The 18,866-nt window shown below is 70.3% G+C and carries 15 protein-coding genes and 2 tRNA genes; 12 read left to right on the top strand and 5 right to left on the bottom strand.

Features of this window, described 5'->3' with window-relative positions; genetic code table 11:
• Positions 1–251 precede the first annotated feature (251 nt).
• The 3 genes from ngcE to P3T34_RS13720 all read left to right on the top strand — a co-directional run bounded on the left by ngcE (position 252) and on the right by P3T34_RS13720 (position 3,655).
• On the top strand, positions 252–1,652 hold the full coding sequence (gene ngcE / locus P3T34_RS13730) for an N-acetylglucosamine/diacetylchitobiose ABC transporter substrate-binding protein (RefSeq protein ID WP_280666321.1): 1,401 nt from the start codon (positions 252–254) through the stop codon (positions 1,650–1,652).
• A gap of 100 nt (positions 1,653–1,752) precedes the next feature.
• Positions 1,753–2,688: a sugar ABC transporter permease gene (locus tag P3T34_RS13725; RefSeq protein WP_280666320.1), complete on the top strand. Its 936-nt coding sequence runs from the start codon at positions 1,753–1,755 to the stop codon at positions 2,686–2,688.
• 13 nt (positions 2,689–2,701) lie between these two features.
• Positions 2,702–3,655, top strand: coding sequence for a carbohydrate ABC transporter permease (locus P3T34_RS13720; protein WP_280666319.1), 954 nt, complete (start codon positions 2,702–2,704; stop codon positions 3,653–3,655).
• A 74-nt stretch (positions 3,656–3,729) separates the two neighbouring features.
• On the opposite strand, the gene pepN is transcribed toward P3T34_RS13720, so the two are convergent.
• Both pepN and P3T34_RS13710 read right to left on the bottom strand, forming a co-directional pair.
• Entirely contained in the window at positions 3,730–6,312 is a 2,583-nt protein-coding gene (gene pepN / locus P3T34_RS13715) for an aminopeptidase N (RefSeq protein WP_280666318.1), read from the bottom strand.
• A 102-nt stretch (positions 6,313–6,414) separates the two neighbouring features.
• A complete protein-coding gene (locus P3T34_RS13710) occupies positions 6,415–7,830 on the bottom strand; it encodes an amino acid permease (RefSeq protein WP_280666317.1) in 1,416 nt (471 codons plus the stop codon).
• Positions 7,831–8,094: 264 nt separating this feature from the next.
• Here P3T34_RS13710 and P3T34_RS13705 point away from each other — a divergent pair, with 264 nt between their 5' ends.
• Both P3T34_RS13705 and P3T34_RS13700 read left to right on the top strand, forming a co-directional pair.
• Positions 8,095–8,694, top strand: coding sequence for a biotin transporter BioY (locus P3T34_RS13705; protein WP_280666316.1), 600 nt, complete (start codon positions 8,095–8,097; stop codon positions 8,692–8,694).
• A gap of 44 nt (positions 8,695–8,738) precedes the next feature.
• Positions 8,739–9,224 carry a ribose-5-phosphate isomerase gene (locus tag P3T34_RS13700; protein ID WP_280666315.1) on the top strand — a complete coding sequence of 162 codons (486 nt, stop codon included), beginning with the start codon at positions 8,739–8,741 and terminating at the stop codon, positions 9,222–9,224.
• Between the two features lie 34 nt (positions 9,225–9,258).
• Here P3T34_RS13700 and P3T34_RS13695 read toward each other — a convergent pair whose 3' ends face one another.
• Entirely contained in the window at positions 9,259–10,521 is a 1,263-nt protein-coding gene (locus P3T34_RS13695; protein WP_280666314.1) for a GNAT family N-acetyltransferase, read from the bottom strand.
• 222 nt (positions 10,522–10,743) lie between these two features.
• On the opposite strand from P3T34_RS13695, the gene P3T34_RS13690 reads away from it, so the two are divergent.
• Together P3T34_RS13690 and P3T34_RS13685 are read left to right on the top strand one after the other, a co-directional pair.
• Positions 10,744–11,967 (top strand): PP2C family protein-serine/threonine phosphatase, encoded by a 1,224-nt coding sequence (locus P3T34_RS13690; RefSeq protein WP_280666313.1) that lies wholly within the window; start codon positions 10,744–10,746, stop codon positions 11,965–11,967.
• A 409-nt stretch (positions 11,968–12,376) separates the two neighbouring features.
• The gene (locus P3T34_RS13685; RefSeq protein ID WP_280666312.1) at positions 12,377–12,571 is read left to right on the top strand and encodes a hypothetical protein; all 195 of its coding nucleotides are present in this window, start codon (positions 12,377–12,379) and stop codon (positions 12,569–12,571) included.
• A gap of 24 nt (positions 12,572–12,595) precedes the next feature.
• Here P3T34_RS13685 and P3T34_RS13680 read toward each other — a convergent pair whose 3' ends face one another.
• Both P3T34_RS13680 and P3T34_RS13675 read right to left on the bottom strand, forming a co-directional pair.
• On the bottom strand, positions 12,596–13,396 hold the full coding sequence (locus P3T34_RS13680; RefSeq protein ID WP_280666311.1) for a DUF6348 family protein: 801 nt from the start codon (positions 13,394–13,396) through the stop codon (positions 12,596–12,598).
• Positions 13,397–13,538: 142 nt separating this feature from the next.
• A tRNA-Gly gene (locus tag P3T34_RS13675) sits at positions 13,539–13,609 on the bottom strand.
• A gap of 153 nt (positions 13,610–13,762) precedes the next feature.
• On the opposite strand from P3T34_RS13675, the gene P3T34_RS13670 reads away from it, so the two are divergent.
• The 5 genes from P3T34_RS13670 to clpX all read left to right on the top strand — a co-directional run bounded on the left by P3T34_RS13670 (position 13,763) and on the right by clpX (position 18,812).
• Positions 13,763–13,839 (top strand) — tRNA-Pro (locus tag P3T34_RS13670).
• 357 nt (positions 13,840–14,196) lie between these two features.
• Complete coding sequence (gene tig, locus P3T34_RS13665) at positions 14,197–15,615, top strand: trigger factor (protein ID WP_280666310.1); 1,419 nt, start codon at positions 14,197–14,199, stop codon at positions 15,613–15,615.
• Positions 15,616–15,912: 297 nt separating this feature from the next.
• Positions 15,913–16,539, top strand: coding sequence for an ATP-dependent Clp protease proteolytic subunit (locus P3T34_RS13660; RefSeq protein ID WP_280672051.1), 627 nt, complete (start codon positions 15,913–15,915; stop codon positions 16,537–16,539).
• Positions 16,540–16,595: 56 nt separating this feature from the next.
• On the top strand, positions 16,596–17,252 hold the full coding sequence (locus tag P3T34_RS13655; RefSeq protein WP_280666309.1) for an ATP-dependent Clp protease proteolytic subunit: 657 nt from the start codon (positions 16,596–16,598) through the stop codon (positions 17,250–17,252).
• Between the two features lie 270 nt (positions 17,253–17,522).
• On the top strand, positions 17,523–18,812 hold the full coding sequence (clpX, locus tag P3T34_RS13650; protein WP_280666308.1) for an ATP-dependent Clp protease ATP-binding subunit ClpX: 1,290 nt from the start codon (positions 17,523–17,525) through the stop codon (positions 18,810–18,812).
• Positions 18,813–18,866: the final 54 nt, after the last annotated feature.

The raw sequence follows: 18,866 nt of genomic DNA, 5'->3' as shown, positions 1-18,866 counted from the left end.
CCGGATGAACAAAGGACTATACCTTTGCCCATCGACGAAACCGCCTCTGACCGGCACCTTCGCCGCGAGGCACGGTGAAGGCACGGTCGAGGCAGGACAGTTGACGGACCGTCGACCCACGGCGGCGGCCGTCGCCGACCCAGCACTTGCACACCGCGCGAGCCCTCCGCAGGGCTCTGCGCGGAGTTCGGCAGCACCTGCGCAGCACGGAAAACCGATCCATACATTGAGGGCGAGGGGTTAGGGCACTCATGGGCTCTGCAATCGAGTACAACCGCCGCGACATCTTCAAGCGCGCGGCCGCGATCACCGTCCTGGCGGCCGGCGGCGGTTCGCTGCTCGCGGCCTGCGCCGGCGGCACCGGCAGCAGCAGCGGCGGCGGGAGCGCGAGCCCGGGCGGCGGCAGCGCGAGCAACCCCTTCGGCGTCAAGGCGAGCGACCCGCTCGACGTGGTGATCTTCAAGGGCGGCTACGGCGACGACTACGCCAAGGCCTTCGAGGCGATCTACACCAAGGACTACCCCGGGGCCAAGATCAGCCACCTGGGCACCACCGACATCGCCGGCAAGCTCCAGCCGCGCTTCAACGCCGGCAGCCCGCCCGATGTCGTCGACAACTCCGGTGCCTCGCAGCTCAAGCTGGACGTGCTGGCGAAGAACGGCCAGCTCACCGAGCTGACCCCGCTGCTGGACGCGCCCTACCTGGACGACCCGACCAAGAAGGTCCGCGACGTCCTGCTCCCGGGCACCCTGGACGCCGGCACCATCGACGGCAAGGTCTGGTCGCTCAACTACGTCTACACCGTCTTCGGTCTCTGGTACTCCAACAAGCTCTTCCAGGAGAAGGGTTGGACGCCGCCCAAGACCTGGGACGACTTCATGACCCTGAGCGCCACGATCAAGGCGTCGGGCATCGCCCCCTTCGCGCACCAGGGCAAGTACCCGTACTACGCCAACTACACGCTGATGGACCTGATCGCCAAGCAGGGCGGGATGGACCTGTTCAAGCGCCTGGACGCGTGCGACCCGACGGCGTACGACGACCCGGCGGTCAAGGCGGGCGTCTCGGCCTTCTACGAGATCATGGACAAGGACTACCTGCTCCCCGGCACCAACGGCATGACGCACACCGAGTCGCAGACCGCCTGGTGCCAGGGCAAGGCCGCCTTCATCCCGTGCGGCTCCTGGCTCGAGAACGAGATGATCAAGATCACGCCGGCCGACTTCGACATGGCCTTCCTGCCGGTCCCGTCGCTGGCGGGCGACAAGATGCCGCCGAACACGCTGCGGGCCGGCGCGGGCGAGCCGTTCATCGTCCCCAAGCAGGCCAAGAACAACGCCGGCGGCCTGGAGTTCCTGCGGATCATGCTCACCAAGGGCGCCTCCGGCCAGTTCGCCTCGGCGGCCAACTCGCTGACCGTCCTCAAGGACGGCGTGGGCGCCGACGTGGTGCTCAAGCCGGGCACCAAGTCCTCCTCGGCGGCGCTGACCGCCGCGGGCACCAACACCTTCTACTACACCTACCCGGACATCCAGACCGAGTTCGACACCGCGCTGCAGGCGGCCACCGCCGACCTCTGCGCCAAGCGGATCGGCCCGGACCAGTGGATCGCCCAGGCCAAGGCGGCGGCCGCCAAGGTCAAGCCCGCCTGACGACAGGTCACACCCCAGTGACAACTGGCACCGGAGACCGCCCCGCGGTCTCCGGTGCGCCCGCGCCCGCGGCAGGCTGTGGCGGACAGGAGCAACCTTCATGCGTCATCGTAAGTACCCATTCATCGTGGGCTTTCTCTTCCTCCCGGTGCTGCTCTACACAGTGCTGGTGATCTGGCCCTACATCCAGACCTTCGGCTACTCGCTGACGGACTGGTCGGGCGTCTCACCGACGATGAACTTCGTCGGCTTCAAGAACTACACCGCGCTGCTGCACGACGACGTCTTCATGACGGCGCTGGGCCACAACCTGCTGCTCATCATCCTGCTGCCGCTGGTCACCATCGTGCTGGCGCTGTTCTTCGCCTTCATGCTCAACGTCGGCGGACGCGGCGGGACCGGCGGCATCCAGGGGGTGCGCGGGGCCGGCTTCTACAAGGTGGTCTTCTTCTTCCCGCAGGTGCTGTCCGTGGCGATCCTGGCGGTGCTGTTCGAGGCGGTCTACCGCACCGACGGCGGCGGCCTGCTCAACGGCATCCTGATCAAACTGGGCCTGGAGAACGCGCAGCAGCCGATCCTCTGGCTCTCCGACCCCGACCTGGTCTTCTGGTGCATCCTCGCGGTGCTGATCTGGTCCGGCGTCGGCTTCTACCTGGTGATGTTCTCGGCCGCGATGCAGTCGATTCCCAAGGACATCTACGAGGCAGCGCTGCTGGACGGCTCGGGCCGTTCGCAGACCTTCTTCAAGATCACCATTCCGCTGCTCTGGGACACCATCCAGACCGCGTGGGTGTATCTGGCGATCGCCGCGATGGACGCCTTCGCGCTCGTCTCCACGATGACCCCGCCCGCGGGCATCTACGGCGGCGGCCCCAACCACCGCAGTGAGGTGCTGGCCACCTACCTGATGCGCAACTTCCTGCCGTTCGGCAAGGCCGGCTACGCCTGTGCCATGGGTGTTGTGATCTTCTTCATCACCCTCATCCTGTCCGTCGTCTCGCTGCGGGTCACCCGGCGCGAGCGGATCGAGTACTGAGCGGGGCCGAGGCATGAGTACCAAGCTTGACAAGAAGAGCACCGTCCCGGAGCAGCGCTCGCCGAGCAGCGCGGCGCGACGGCCGGCCAAGGAGCAGCGCTTCGCCGACGGCGGCGGCGTCATCAACGTGTTCTCGCACGGCTTCCTCGCCATCTGGGCGATCATGATCATCCTGCCGCTCGCCTGGGTGGTGCTGGGCTCGTTCAAGAACAACGCCGAGATCGGCGGCAGCGCCTGGTCCTGGCCCTCGCACTGGGGCTTCAGCGCGTTCGGCCGGGCCTGGGAGAAGGGCGGCATCGGCGGCTACTTCACCAACACGCTGATCGTGCTGGCCGGTTCGCTGACCCTGACGATGCTGCTCGGCGCGATGGCGGCCTATGTGCTGGCCCGCTATGAGTTCCGCGGCAACCGGGTGATCTTCTACATGTTCGTCGCGGGTGCGATGTTCCCGGTGTACCTCGCGCTGGTCCCGCTCTTCTTCATGGTGAAGAACCTCGGTCAGATCTCCCCGCTGCTCGGGTTGAACAGCTATGTGGGCCTGATCCTGGTGTACGTCGCGTACTCGCTGCCGTTCACCGTCTTCTTCCTGCACTCGTTCTTCCGCACGCTGCCCACCGCGGTGCACGAGGCGGCGATGATGGACGGCTGCTCGCACGCCCGGGCGTTCTTCCAGGTGATGCTGCCGATGGCGAAGTCCGGCCTGATCAGCGTCGGCATCTTCAATGTGCTGGGGCAGTGGAACCAGTACCTGCTGCCGGTCACCCTGATGCAGCAGCAGGGCTCCGGCGACCCGGACCGCTCGATGCTGGCCCAGGGCCTGGTCAACCTGGCCTCCACCTCGGGCTACGCGAGCGACTTCCCCGGCCTCTTCGCGGGCATGACGATCGCGATGCTGCCGGTGCTGGTGGTCTACCTCTCGTTCCAGAAGCAGGTGCAGTCCGGCTTGACCTCGGCCACCCTCAAGTAGCACCGGGACCGCCCGGCCTAAACGGCGAGCGGCCCGCCCCCGCACTGCGCGGGGGCGGGCCGTTCGCCGTTGGCTCAGGCGCGGTCGGCGGCCTGGGCCCGCAGGGCGCGGGCCAGGTCGTCGCGGCGCTCCAGGATCAGCCGGCGCAGCGCGGGCGCCGCGTCGGGGTGGCCGGTCAGCCAGGCGTCGGTGGCGTCCAGCGTCGCCTGGTCGGTGTGCAGCCCCGGGAAGAAGCCGCTGACGAAGCGCATCGCGATCTCGATGCTGCGCTCCGCCCAGATCTGCTCCAGCAGCGCGAAGTAGCGCGGCGTGTACGGCGCGGTGAGCTCGCGCTGACCGGCCTGGGCGAAGCCCGCCGTCTGCGCGCTGACCAGCGCGTTGGGCAGCGCGTCGGAGTCGACCACCGCCGACCAGGCGGCCGCCTTGGCCTCGGCGGTGGGCCGGGCGGCCAGCGCCTGGACGGCCTGCTGGTTGCCGCCCGCGGTGTTGTCCCGCTTCAGCTCGGCGTCGATCTGCTGGACGGTGGCGCGACCCTCGGCGGAGAGCGCGAGCCAGAACGACCAGCGCAGGTCCTGGTCGATCTCCAGGCCGTCGATCTTGGCGTGCCCGGCCAGCAGGCCCTCGATCAGCTGGAGCTGCTCGTCGGTACCGGCGGTGTGGGCCAGGAAGCGGGCCCAGGCGAGCTGGTGGTCGCTGCCGGGAGTGGCGAGTCGCAGCTCGCGCAGCGCGCCCTCGGCCAGCAGCCGCTCGCCCTCCGCTCGCCAGGCCGGGTCGGCGTACAACTGCACGGCGCCCAGCGCCTGCTGGTGCAGGCTCTGCAGCACGCCGATCTCGGACTCGGTGCCGGCGAAGCGCAGCACCAGGGCCACGTAGTCGCGGGCCGGCATCAGCCCGTCCCGGGTGAGGTTCCAGCAGGCCGACCAGGCCAGCGCCCGGGCCAGCGGCTCGCTGATCTCGCCCAGCGAACTGCGCACGGTGGCAAGGGAGTCGGGGTCGAAGCGGATCTTGCAGTAGGTCAGGTCGTCGTCGTTGACCAGGATCAGGGCCGGACGCGGGCGGCCGGTCAGCTCCTCGACGACGGTGCGCGCGCCGGTCACGTCCAGCTCGACCCGGGCGGTGCGCAGCAGCGAACCGTCGTCCCCGTGGTCGTAGAGGCCGACCGCGATCCGGTGCGTACGCAGCGTCGGGTGCTCGGCCGCCGCGTCCTGCAGGATGGCGAGTTCGGTGATCCGGCCCTCGCTGTCCACGGTCAGCTGCGGGGTGAGCGAGTTGACCCCGGCGGTCTGCAGCCAGGCCGCCGACCAGTCGGCCATCGCCTGCTCGCCGCGACCGGAGGTCACCGCGAGCACCTCCAGCAGGTCGCCGAGCACGGTGTTCCCGAAGGCGTGCCGCTTGAAGTACTGCCGGGCGCCCTCGAAGAAGGCGTCCCGTCCGGCGTAGGCGACCAGCTGCTTGAGCACCGCCGCGCCCTTGGCGTAGGTGATGCCGTCGAAGTTGAGCTTGGCGTCCTCGACGTCGCGGATGTCGGCGGTGATCGGGTGCGTGGTCGGGTACTGGTCCTGCTTGTAGGCCCAGGCCTTGCGCTGGTTGGCGAAGGTCACCCAGGCCGACTGGAACCCGGTGGCGGCCTGCTGGGAGAAGGCGCCCATGAAGTCCGCGAAGGACTCCTTCAGCCACAGGTCGTCCCACCAGCGCATGGTGACCAGGTCGCCGAACCACATGTGCGCCATCTCGTGCAGGATGACGTTGGCCCGGCCCTCGTAGGCGGCCTCGGTGACCCGGGAGCGGAAGACGTACTCCTCGCGGAAGGTCACACAGCCCGGGTTCTCCATCGCGCCGATGTTGTACTCGGGCACGAAGCACTGGTCGTACTTGCCGAACGGGTACGGGTAGTCGAACTCGTCGTGGAAGAAGTCCAGGCCCTGCTTGGTGACGGCGAAGATCTCCGCCGCGTCGAAGTGCGGGGCCAGCGACTTGCGGCAGGTGGCCGCCAGCGGGATCTCCAGCCGGGTGCCGTCCGGGAGTTCACGGCTCCAGTGGTCGCGCTCCACGTGGTACGGACCGGCCACCACGGCGGTCAGGTAGGTGGAGATCGGCTGGGTCTCCAGGAAGTGCCAGACCCTGGCGCCGTCCTGCTCCTCGACGGCCCGCTCGGCCGAGTTGGCGTAGACATCCCAGGCGGCCGGCGCCGTCACGGTGAAGACGTACGGCGCCTTGAGGTCGGGCTGCTCGAAGTTGGCGAACACCCGGCGGGCCTCGGCCGGCTCGTAGTGCGTGTAGAGGTACGTCTCGCCGTCGGCCGGGTCGGTGAACCGGTGCAGGCCCTCTCCGGTGCGGCTGTACGCGCAGTCGGCGTCCACCACCAGCTCGTTGACGGCCGCCAGGCCCTTGATCGCGACCCGGGCGCCGTCGAAGGCGGTGGCCGGATCGATCGGCTGCCCGTTCAGCGTGATGGATCGGACACCCGAGGCGAGCAGGTCCACGAAGGTGGAGCCGCCCGTCTCGGTGGCCCGGAAGCGGATGGTGGTGGTGGAGCGGAAGGTCGCGGCGGAGGCGTCGGGCGCGCTGGTGACGTCGAGGTGTACCTCGTAGCCGTCCACGCTCAGGATCCCGGCGCGCTGCTGTGCTTCGTCCCGGCTGAGGTTCTTCCCCGGCACTGCGGTACTCCTTTGTCCGGCTCGCACGGTGCTGTGCAGATCTCAGGGGCAGGTCTTGCCCCTAAGGCCGCATCTTTTCACGTGCTACCGACAGCGCCCGCCTTACTTTCGACGGGCGTCCCGGCGCTGCTTGGCATAGCCGGCCGCGCTCAGCAGCGCCACCAGGACGCCGGCCGCGTAGAGCTGCGCCCGGTCGCCGGCGGTGGTGGTCATCAGCGCCAGGATCCCGACCACCCCGGCCAGCGCGACCCAGGTCAGATAGGGGAAGCACCACATCCGCACGGTCAGCAGCTCGGGCGCCTCGCGCTCCAGGCGGCGGCGCATCCGCAGCTGGGAGAGCGCGATGAAGACCCAGACCACCAGGACGGCGACGCCGGTGGTGTTCATCAGCCAGCTGAAGACGGTGTCCGGCCACCAGTAGCCGGCCAGCACCGCGCCGAAGCCGAACGCGCAGGAGGCCAGCACCGCAAGGCGCGGCACCCCGCCGCCGACCCGTGCCAGCGCCTTGGGCCCCTGGCCGCGGCCGACCAGCGAGAAGGCCATCCGGGAGGCGCCGTAGATATTGGCGTTCATCGCCGACAGCAGAGCGATCAGCACCACCGCCTGCATCACCGTGGCCGCCCCCGGCACCTGCAGCAAGCGCAGCACGGTGACGTACGGGCCCTCCTTGACCACGGCCGGGTCGTTCCACGGCACCAGCGTGACGATCAGGGCCATCGAGCCGATGTAGAAGACGGCGATCCGCCAGACCGCCGTGCGCACCGCGTTGGCGACGTTGCGCCGCGGGTCGGCGGACTCGGCGGCGGCGATGGTGACCGTCTCCAGGCCGCCGTAGGCGAAGACCGAGGCGAGCAGGCCGGTGATCAGTCCGCTGGTGCCGTTCGGCAGGAAGCCGCCGTGGCCGGTGAGGTTGCGGGCGCCGGGCGCGCCGCCCGAGCCCAGCACGCCGCAGACGCCCAGCACGCCGAGGACCAGGAAGGCCACGATCGCGGTGATCTTGATGGCGGCGAACCAGAACTCGAACTCGCCGAAGTTCTTCACCGAGGTCAGGTTGCTGGCGCAGAAGAAGGCCATGAACACGGCGACCCAGGCCCAGCCAGGCACACCCGGCAGCCAGGAGTTCATGATGCCGCCGGCCGCAGTCGCCTCGGCGGCCACGCCGCAGCAGAGCATCACCCAGTACATCCAGCCGGCCGTCACCCCGGCCCACGGACCGATCTCCTTCTCCGCGTGCACCGAGAAGGAGCCGGAGGCCGGCCGGGCGGCCGACATCTCGCCGAGCATCCGCATGATCAGCATGACCAGCAGCCCGGAGAGCGTGAACGCCAGGATGATCGCCGGTCCGGCGGCGGCGATGCCGGCCCCGGAGCCGACGAAGAGGCCGGCGCCGATGACCCCGCCGAGCGCGATCATCGACAGATGGCGCGGCTTGAGACCGTGGGTGAGCTGCGGTTCTTCGGTCCCGGTCGGAGCGAGCGTCGGCGCGCTGGGCGCCGGCGGGGCGGAGGTGGGGGCCATGAAGCGGATCCAGACGTTCGACAATCGGACTTGCCGTCTCACTATCCGGTGCATTGGCTGAGACGCCAAGGGCATCGCCAGGCGGCCCAGTATCCGGAATGTCCGCTGACTCACTGTGACGAACCGGGTACTCAAGGGTGGCAATCGGGGTGGAATCCCACAACGGAAGGCGTCGGCGCTTTGTCGGACCATCAGTCGAAGGAAACGGTTCGGACGCGTAGGTTCACAGATGATCACTGACCCCGCCCCGAGTGGAGACCTCCGATGGCCATCGCCGCGCCGATACCGTCCCGCACCGTCCTGGCCGATCTGCTGCCCGCCGCCTCCGGCCGGTTCGCGGCCCAGGCCCGCGAGTTGGCCCTGGTGGCCGGCGGCGCCGCACTGACCGGCCTGGCCGCCCAGCTCTCGGTGAACGTGCCCGGCTCGCCCGTCCCGGTCACCGGCCAGACCTTCGCCGCCCTGCTGGTCGGCACGGCGCTGGGCGCCCGGCGCGGCGCGGCCGCGCTGACCCTCTACCTGCTGGCCGGGATGGCCGGACTGCCCTGGTTCGCGGCCGGCAGCTCCGGCTGGGCGGCGCCGAGCCTGGGCTATGTGCTGGGCTTTGTGCTGGCCGGCAGCCTGACCGGCCTGCTGGCCCGGCGCGGTGCGGACCGCAGCCCGCTGCGGACCGCCGTCGCGATGGTGCTCGGCAACCTGGCGATCTACGCGGTCGGCGTCCCGTACCTGGCCGCCGCGCTGCACGTGCCGCTGGCCCGGGCCGCCCAACTCGGGCTCTACCCCTACCTGGTCGGCGACGGCCTCAAGGTGCTGCTGGCGACCGGGGCGCTGCCGCTGGCCTGGCGGCTGGTCGGCCGCCGCGCCTGACCCGTGCGGGGATTCGGGCACACGCGCATGCCACACTCATACGCATGCGCGTGTACCTGGGTTCCGACCATGCCGGATATGAACTGAAGAACCACCTCGTGGAGTGGCTCACGAAGGCCGGCCACGAGCCGATCGACTGCGGCCCGCACATCTACGACGCCGAGGACGACTACCCGCCGTTCTGCCTGCGCGCCGCCGAGCGCACCGCCGCCGACCCCGAGGCGCTGGGCATCGTGATCGGCGGCTCGGGCAACGGCGAGCAGATCGCCGCGAACAAGGTCAAGGGCGTTCGCGCCGCGCTGGCCTGGAGCGAGCAGACCGCCGCGCTCGGCCGCGAGCACAACAACGCCAACGTGATCAGCGTCGGCGGCCGGATGCACACCCAGGAGGAGGCGACGAAGTTCGTCGAGATCTTCCTGGCCACCCCGTACAGCGGCGAGCCGCGGCACACCCGCCGGATCGAGATGCTGTCGCAGTACGAGATCACCGGCGAGCTCCCCGCGATCCCGGCCCACCACCCGCAGGGCTGACCCACCGTCGACCGGCCTGGCTGCCGTTGACGGATCAGAATCCGTGCGGCAGCCAGGGCGCGACGTCCCAGCCGAAGGCCCGCGAGGCCTCGGCCAGCGCGCCGTCGCGCAGCTCCTGTACCAGGCCGGCCCCGGCCAGCGCCGACAGCGACCGGCCGCCGAGGTAGGCCGAGCCCAACTCGCGTGCGGACAGCGCCAGCTCGGCCCGGTCCGTGGTCGGCTCGCAGTTCGCCCCCTTGCCCGGCCCCGCGCTGTGCAGCCGCCAGCGGCCGGTGTTCCACGGGCAGAAGTCGTCCGTCACCTCCAGCACCACGTCCAGCGGGGCCTGGTAGTCGCGTGAGCAGAGCGCGTCGCCGACGTCGACCAGTCGCAGGAAGAGCGCGTCCGACAGCTTGGGCCGCAGTCGGCGCGGGTCGGAGACCAGGTGCAGCAGCGGGTCGTCCACCGGCAGGTTGTCGGCGCTGACGGTGTCGGTGAGGTCCAGGTCCAGCAGGAAGCCCCAGAGTGCCGCGTACGCCCGCGGGTTGGCCGCCGTGATGTCGCGCACCCGCACCGCGCCGGCCGGACCGCCGTGCAGCCACTCGCCCTTGGCGCTGTACCGGGCGTAGCCGAGCAGTTCGCCGTCGTCCCGCTCCTCGGCCAGCACGCACAGCAGCGCGGAGGCGCCCCGGCGCTCGGCGGGGGAGTCCAGCAGCGGCAGCCGTTCCCAGCCGGGCAGCCGGACCAGCATGCCCGGACGCTTGGCCACCTGGTCCGCGTACAGCCGCTCGCAGGCCGCCGAGGCCTCGGCCGGGTCGGCCAGTCGCAGCCGGATGCCCTCGTCGGCGCCCTGGCGCACCCGCACCCGGGTGCGGTCGATCTCCACCCCCATCTTCCAGGTGGCCAGTCCGTAGCCGTACCGCCCGTAGATGGCGGGCTCGGAGGCGGTCAGCACCGCCAGCGTCTCGCCGCGCTCGTGGAACTCGTCCAGCTGGTGGCGCATCAGCGCGGTGAGCACTCCGCGCCGCCGGTGGGTGGGCAGCACACCGACGTTGGCCACGCCGGCGGTGGCCAGCACGGCGCCGCCGGGCACCGCCATCCGGAACGAGTAGGCGGCCGCCGCGCCGACCGGGGTGGCGCCGTCCCAGACGCCCAGTGACCGCTCGAACTCGGTCAGTCCCCGCCACAGCGCCCGCCGCTCGTCCGACTCCGACTCACCGCCGAAGGCGATCTCCACACAGCGGTACCAGGCGTCCCAGTCGGACGCGGACAGGGTGCGCAGGGCCAGGGCGTCGGAATGATCGGCAAGTGGCGTCATATGACACAGGTATCACGCAGGCGTGCGGCGCGGTGGAAACCCGGCGGCGCGCGGTCGGCCCGGACCGGCGCGCACAGCCGCCGTGCGCCTCAACTGGCTTCCGGTGGCTGCCCGGTGAGCCCCGGCCGAGCTCCTCGGCCCGGCTGAAATCAGGTAGCCATTCGACAGTTGCGCGACCTCGCCGTCGACGCGGGCCGCCTGTGGTGGATAGGGTCAGCCCCCATGGCTGGCAGCACGCCGGGCACACCGCCCCGGCCGACCGCGACGGGGGACGCCGCCGCGGACCCTCTGAAGGCCCGGTTGCGCAAGCGGCTCTACCGGGCCCGCCGAACGCTGCGCCGAACCGGGGTGGACTACTTCCGCGGTGACGCGGCGGACTGGCTCGCCTTCGCGGTCCTGCTGCTGATGGTGCCGCTGCTGGTGGCGCTGAACGTCTGGATCCCGGCCTGGGTCCCGCCCACCGCGCTGGTGCTGCCGATCCTGGCCGGCGCCCTGCTGCTGCGCCCGGGCTCACTGGTGCTGCTCTACGCGGCGGCGGCGCTGGGCCTCTCCACCGAGTCAGTGATCCACACCGGCGAGCGGGTGGCCAGCGCGCGCCCCGACGCGTACGTCTTCGGGGTCACCCCCGGCGCGGCCCTGGTGGTCGGCGCGGTCGGGGTGGCCGGGCTGCTGGTCGCGCAGTTCCGCAGCCGGGTCGGGGTGCCGTGGCGCGGCGGCGGCTCGATGCTCTTCGACCTGCGCGAGCGCCTGCGGGTGCAGAGCCGGGTGCCCGCGCTGCCGCAGGGCTGGCACGCCGATATGGCACTGCGCCCGGCCGGCGGGCAGTCCTTCTCGGGCGACTTCGTGGTGGCCGCCCGCACCGGCCCGGGCCGCCGGGTGCTGGAGGCGGTGCTCGCCGACGTCTCGGGCAAGGGGATGGACGCTGGATCGCGCGCGCTGCTGCTCTCCGGGGCCTTCGGCGGCCTGCTCGGCTCGCTGCCCGCGCACGACTTCCTGCCCGCCGCCAACGGCTATCTGCTGCGCCAGGAGTGGGAGGAGGGCTTCGCCACCGCTGTGCACCTCGCGCTCGACCTGGACACCGGGGAGTACGAGCTGCTCTCGGCCGGCCACCTGCCGGGCATGCAGCGGCTGGCGGGCGCGGGCCGCTGGGAGGTCAAGGAGTCCCAGGAGGGCCCGCTGCTCGGCATCTACGACGGCGCCAAGTTCGAGGGCGTCCGCGGGCGGCTGGGCCCGGGCGACGTGCTGATGCTCTGCACCGACGGCATGGTCGAGGCACCGGGCCGGGACCTCTCCGAGGGGATGGACCGGCTGATGGGCGAGGCCGACCGCCTGGTGGCCGGCGCCCACCTGGGCGCGGGCAGCCACGGCGCCGCGGGGCGGCTGATCGAGACGGTCGCCAAGGACATCAACGACGACCGTGCCGTCCTGCTGCTCTGGCGCGACTGATCTTCGGCCGGCCGGCGGCTTGTCAAGTGCCAGCGGTGATCTTCGGCCAATCCCGGACCGCCCTGCGGACGCCACGTCAGCACCCGGGCGGCGCTGGTGATCGCCCCGCCGACGGGTCGTCAGCCGCGCTCGGCTATTGTCTCGGACGGCGGAAAATCGTCTCACATCGCAGAATCCTTGGCACAGGTCAGCGGCAAGTCCTTTACGCAGTCGGCACGGTCGACCACACTGAGTCCGGGCGGGACTGACCGGGACGCGGGGGAGCGGGGGCATCAGGTGCGGCGTAGTCGGACTCCCAGGAGTCAGCCGTACGACTCCCGGACTACGGGTGTGGTCGGCGGTTTCCGCTTCGGGACCGTCGGAACGGCCGGGGTCCTCGTCGCCATGACATGAGGAAGTGAGTCTCCGGGTGGCACTCTCCGTCTCCTTGCTGTTCCTGTTCGGTGTCGTCCTGCTGATCTTCATCCGCAATAAGCAAATGAAGGTGCCGCACGCGATCCTGGCCGCGCTCTTCGGCTTCATGCTCAACCAGTCCACGGCCGCCAAGCCGATCCAGGACTTCCTCACCCAACTGGCCCAGGCGATCGGCCACATCGGCAGCTGACCCGGTCGTGCGGGCGGTCGACCCCTACTGACCGGCCCGCCGGGCCTGCCACCAGCGGCTGAGCGGGCCGCGCCGGGCCGGCGCGGGAGTCGCGGCGGTCGGCGGCGGCTGCGTCGCGGGCAGCGGACGCTCGGCGGCCCGGGCGAGCTCCAGCACGCCCTGGTCGGCCGTCAGCAGCACGAACAGCCGCGCCCAGCAGAACCGTTCGCCGCGCGGCCAGTCCAGCGCGCCCAGCGCCCGGGAGGCGCCGTGGGCCAGTTCGCCGTTCACCCGGACCTCGGCCACCTCGTCGCCCACCCGGCCGCCGAAGAACACCTTGACGCCGGTCAGCCGGCGATCCGCCAGCTCGGGCGCCAGGGTGTCGGCCAGCGCCGGCAGCAGCTCGCGCTCGCCGAGCCAGCCGGAGAGGTCGGCGCGGCCGAAGCCGAAGACGGTGGCCGGGCTCTGCACCGCGTGCCAGCCGGGCAGCCGCTCGGGGCGCAGGTGGTCGCCGTACTGGCCCTGGCCGTCGAGGAGTTCGACCACGGTGGCCGCGGTGGTGGCCGCCCACATCCGCACCGCGCTGTCGAGCTTCTCCTCCTCGGTGGTGCCCAGGCCCGCCGCGCAGTCCCAGAGCACGGGGGTGTCGGCGCTGCCCAGGCGCAGCACGAAGCCGAGGTCGGCGTGCCCGGCGGCGCCGTCCGCCGCGGGGTGCTCGCGGACCGCCACGGCGGTCGTGCCGGGGCCGCGCAGCAGGGCGCCGTCGACGGTGAACTCCCGTCCGTAGCCCGCCATCTCCCGGATCACCGCGCGCTGGATCACTGCCAGCCGCTGCTCGGGGCCCATGTCGCTCTCCCTCCGAGCCGGCCAGTCAGTCGAGTTGGTCGAGTCCCGGTCGAGTCCTGGTCGAGGACGGGCCGAGGTCCGGCGGCCAACGGTCCGGACATGCGAACGGCCCCGACTCGGGGAGCCGGGGCCGAAGCATCGGAGCGGGCGACGAGAATCGAACTCGCGTGGCTAGTTTGGAAGACTAGGGCTCTACCATTGAGCTACGCCCGCATGCCGCCGTCCCGGTCGTCACCGGTCAGGAGGACGGGCACAGCTTACCTGGTCGGGCCGCCCGCTCGCACACCGCTTTGCGCTCCGCTGCGGAGCCGGGAAATATCGGCGAGCCGCCGATGCCCGGCGTGTACGCTTCCTCTCGCGACAGTGCGGGGTGTGGCGCAGTTTGGTAGCGCGTCCGCTTTGGGAGCGGAAGGCCGTCGGTTCGAATCCGGTCACCCCGACCACGATCGTTGCAGGGTCTCGTCCAGCCGGGCGGGGCCCTGTCGTTGCTTTCCAGGGGCGGTTACCAGGGGCCGGTTACCAGGGGTGCTGGAGAGCAGCACGGTGGTGCCCTGGCGTGCGCCTTTCGTGGTACCGGTAGGATGGGCCGCTGGCGGTAGTCCCTGTGGCATACAGGCCGACCGCCCGGGTGACAGAGCCACGGCCCCTCCTCGCACCGTCGGGGGTGAGCCGCTCGCCGTCCACCCCGATACGGGAGATGCCGCACCAGGTGGCTCATCACCCGTCTGCCCGGTCCGCGACCCTTCGGGGGGCGGCTCGGACCAGACAAGCCGACCGCAAGCCCCATAGGAGACCCCACCGTGAAGAGCGCCGTCGAGACTCTGAACCCGACTCGGGTTCGACTCACCGTCGAGGTGCCCTTCGAGGAGCTCAAGCCCAGCCTCGACGCGGCGTACAAGAAGATCAACCAGCAGGTCTCGGTCCCGGGCTTCCGTAAGGGCAAGATCCCGAACCGCGTCATCGACCAGCGCTTCGGCCGTGCCGCCGTGCTGGAAGAGGCGGTCAACGACGCCCTGCCGCGCTTCTACACGCAGGCCGTCGACGAGGGCAAGATCGAGGTCCTCGGCCAGCCCGACATCACCGACATCGAGGGTGTCGAGCGCCTCGCCGACGGCGGTGACCTCAAGTTCACCGCCGAGGTCGACGTCCGTCCGGAGATCACCCTGCCGGAGTTCGGCGAGATCGAGGTGACCGTCGACCCGATCGTGGTCGAGGACGCCGACATCGACAAGTCCCTGGAGCAGCTGCGCGAGCGCTTCTCCTCGGTCAAGGACGTCGAGCGCGCCGCGGCCGAGGGCGACATCGTCGTCGTCGACCTGGAGGCCAAGGTCGACGGTGAGGTGCCGGAGGACGGCACCGCCACCGGCGTGAGCTACGAGATCGGCTCCGGCCGGCTGCTCGACGGCATCGACGAGGCCGTCATCGGCCTGGAGGCCGGCGGCTCGAAGACCTTCACCACCGAGCTCAAGGGCGGCACCCAGGCCGGCCAGAGCTCCGAGGTGACCGTCACCGTCACCGCCGTCCAGGAGAAGGAGCTCCCCGAGCTCGACGACGAGTTCGCCCAGCTGGCGAGCGAGTTCGACACTCTGGACGAGCTGCGCGAGGACTCCCGCAAGCGCCTTGAGCGCATGAAGGAGTTCGACCAGGCCACCCAGGCCCAGGAGCGCGTGCTGGACGCCCTGCTGGCGAAGATCGAGATCGAGTACCCGGAGAAGCTTCTCAAGGACGAGGTCGAGACCCGCAAGCACAACCTGACGCACCACCAGCTCGAGCCGATGGGGATGACCCTGGAGGCCTACCTGGCCACCCAGGACAAGACCGTCGAGGACTTCGAGACGGAGACCGCGGACCAGGCGAAGAAGGGCATCAAGACCCAGTTCGTGCTGGACGAGATCGTCGCCAAGCACGAGGTCGGCGTCAACCAGGAGGAGCTCACCGAGCACCTCATCCGCCGCGCCGCGGGCTCGGGCATGACCCCGGACCAGTTCGCCCAGCAGATCGTGCAGGGTGGCCAGGTGCCGCTGCTGGTGGGCGAGGTCGCCCGCGGCAAGGCGCTGGCCCTGGTCGTCGAGGACGCCACGGTGCGTGACACCAACGGCGAGGAGATCAACTTCGACGAGGACGAGACGGAGGAGCCGGCCGAGGCCGCCACCACCGCTGAGACCGCCGTCGAGGCCGCTGCCGACGAGGCCGCCGAGACCCCCGCCGACGAGGCCTGAGCAGTCAGCTCGTAGCACCCCTCAGGGCCCGGACGCCGTTGCGGCGCCCGGGCCCTGCGTGCTCTCCCGACCCGCGGGCACCTGCGCTCACAGCGAACAGTTCTGCGTGGGGGATGGTGGCGCCCTGCCTGCGCGTTAGGGTCAACGAAAGCAAGCTTTCAACAGCGCGGGCAGGGCGGCCCGACGCGGCTCCGCGCCCGGGATGCCCGCCCCAGTCCCCGTATATGACGTAGTGACGGTCGAACAAGACGGACCGTCCGAATCGACTGAGCAGGTGGCTAAGTGACGTTCCCGCAGATGCAGATGCCTGGCCTGATGACGCCGCGCGCCGCCGGTGGTGACGTGCTCGGCGGCCTGGGTGACCAGGTCTACAACCGGCTGCTCAACGAGCGGATCATCTTCCTCGGCCAGCAGGTCGACGACGACATCGCCAACAAGATCACCGCGCAGCTGCTGCTCCTGGCCGCCGAGCCGGACCGGGACATCTTCCTCTACATCAACTCCCCCGGCGGCTCGATCACGGCCGGCATGGCGATCTACGACACCATGCAGTACATCAAGAACGACGTGGTCACCATCGCGATGGGCATGGCGGCCTCGATGGGCCAGTTCCTGCTCACCGCCGGCACCCCGGGCAAGCGCTTCGCCCTGCCGAACGCCGAGATCCTGATGCACCAGCCGTCCGCCGGCCTCGGCGGCTCGGCCACCGACATCCGGATCCAGGCCGAGCAGCTGCTGCGCACCAAGCGCCGGATGTCGGAGCTCATCGCGCAGCACACCGGCCAGACCTTCGAGCAGATCACCAAGGACTCCGACCGGGACCGCTGGTTCAGTGCCGAGCAGGCCAAGGAGTACGGCCTGATCGACGCCATCATGCACAGCGCCGCGGACGTCCCCGGCGGCGGCGGCACCGGCGCCGTCTGAGCGCCCGCACCCCGCACCCCAGACACGTCGGAACGCATCCGGAGGACAGACCCGCAATGAACTCTCCCCTCACCCCCAGCGGCGAGTACCTCGGCGCCCGTGCCGAGGGTCGCTACATCGTCCCGCGCTTCGTCGAGCGCACCTCGCAGGGCGTCCGCGAGTACGACCCGTACGCCAAGCTGTTCGAGGAGCGCATCATCTTCCTCGGCTCCCAGGTGGACGACGTCTCGGCGAACGACATCATGGCCCAGCTGCTCTGCCTGGAGTCGATGGACCCGGACCGCGAGATCCAGATGTACATCAACTCGCCTGGTGGCTCCTTCACCGCGCTGACGGCGATCTACGACACCATGCAGTTCGTCAAGCCCGACATCCAGACGGTCTGCATGGGCCAGGCCGCCTCGGCCGCCGCCGTGCTGCTCGCCGCCGGCACCCCCGGCAAGCGGATGGCGCTGCCGAACGCCCGGATCCTGATCCACCAGCCCTACACCGAGACCGGCCGCGGCCAGGTCTCCGACCTGGAGATCCAGGCCAAGGAGATCTTCCGGATGCGCGAGCAGCTGGAGGAGATGCTCTCCAAGCACTCCAACCGCGACCTGGCCACGGTCCGTGACGACATCGAGCGCGACAAGATCCTCACGGCCGAGGAGGCGCTGGAGTACGGCCTGATCGACCAGATCGTCTCCACCCGCAAGACCTCGCTCCTCGGCTGAGACCGACTGCGACCGGTAGCGACCGGGCCCGGGCGGGGCGTACCACGGTGCGCCCCGCCCTCTGAGGCTCTACCGCCCGGTACACCTCTCGGCGGCATCTGTTCGGTATCAATTCGCCCAGGGCGTACGGCAGAGCTGCCGAAGACAGCGGATTCACCGGCTGGGCAGAGTACCGTCGGATACCGGGACCGAACCGCCTAGTTGGCGGCGCCGGTCCACAGCACCAGGCCCCGGACCCCCGCGGGGCCCCTGGCGAAGGGGAAGCACCTCGTGGCACGCATCGGAGACGGTGGCGACCTGCTCAAGTGCTCGTTCTGCGGCAAGTCGCAGAAGCAGGTGAAGAAGCTGATCGCCGGTCCAGGCGTGTACATCTGCGACGAGTGCATCGACCTGTGCAACGAGATCATCGAGGAGGAGCTCGCAGAGACCTCCGAGGTGCGTTTCGAGGAACTCCCGAAGCCGCGCGAGATCTACGAGTTCCTGGACCAGTACGTGGTCGGCCAGGACCTCGCCAAGAAGGCGCTGGCCGTGGCGGTCTACAACCACTACAAGCGGGTCCAGGCGGGCGAGGCGGGGCGCAGCGGCGGCAACGGCCGCGAGGACGCCATCGAGCTGGCCAAGTCCAACATCCTGCTGCTCGGCCCGACCGGTTCGGGCAAGACGCTGCTGGCGCAGACCCTGGCCCGGATGCTGAACGTGCCGTTCGCCATCGCGGACGCCACGGCGCTGACCGAGGCCGGCTACGTCGGCGAGGACGTCGAGAACATCCTGCTCAAGCTGATCCAGGCGGCGGACTACGACGTCAAGAAGGCCGAGACCGGGATCATCTACATCGATGAGATCGACAAGGTCGCTCGTAAGAGTGAGAACCCGTCGATCACCCGGGACGTCTCCGGCGAGGGCGTGCAGCAGGCCCTGCTGAAGATCCTGGAGGGGACCACCGCCTCGGTCCCGCCGCAGGGCGGCCGCAAGCACCCGCACCAGGAGTTCATCCAGATCGACACCACCAACGTGCTGTTCATCGTGGGTGGCGCGTTCTCGGGTCTGGAGCGGATCATCGAGGGCCGGGCCGGCGCCAAGGGCATCGGATTCGCCGCGACCATCCGCTCCAAGCGGGAGACCGAGGCCGCCGACCAGTTCCGCAGCGTGATGCCGGAGGACCTGGTCAAGTTCGGCATGATCCCCGAGTTCATCGGCCGGCTGCCGGTGATCACCAGCGTGCACAACCTCGACCGCGAGGCGCTGCTGCAGATCCTCACCGAGCCGAAGAACGCGCTGATCAAGCAGTACCGCAAGCTCTTCGAACTCGACGGCGTGGAGCTGGAGTTCAGCCAGGACGCGCTGGAGGCGATCGCCGACCAGGCGATCCTGCGGGGCACCGGCGCCCGTGGCCTGCGGGCCATCATGGAGGAGGTGCTGATGTCCGTGATGTACGAGGTCCCCTCGCGTCAGGACGTCGCCCGCGTGGTGGTCACCGAGGACGTGGTCTCCAAGCACGCGATCCCGACCCTGGTCCCGCGCGACATGATCAAGCGCGAGCGCCGCGACAAGAGCGCCTGAGCATCGATCACCGACGACTGAGGGGGCCCGCGCCAAGTGCGCGGGCCCCCTCAG

Origin of the sequence: Kitasatospora sp. MAP12-44, assembly GCF_029892095.1 — a bacterium.
Taxonomy (GTDB): Bacteria; Actinomycetota; Actinomycetes; order Streptomycetales; family Streptomycetaceae; genus Kitasatospora.
The sequence above is the reverse complement of the archived record's forward strand: the minus strand, read 5'-3'. Positions and strand labels throughout refer to the sequence as shown.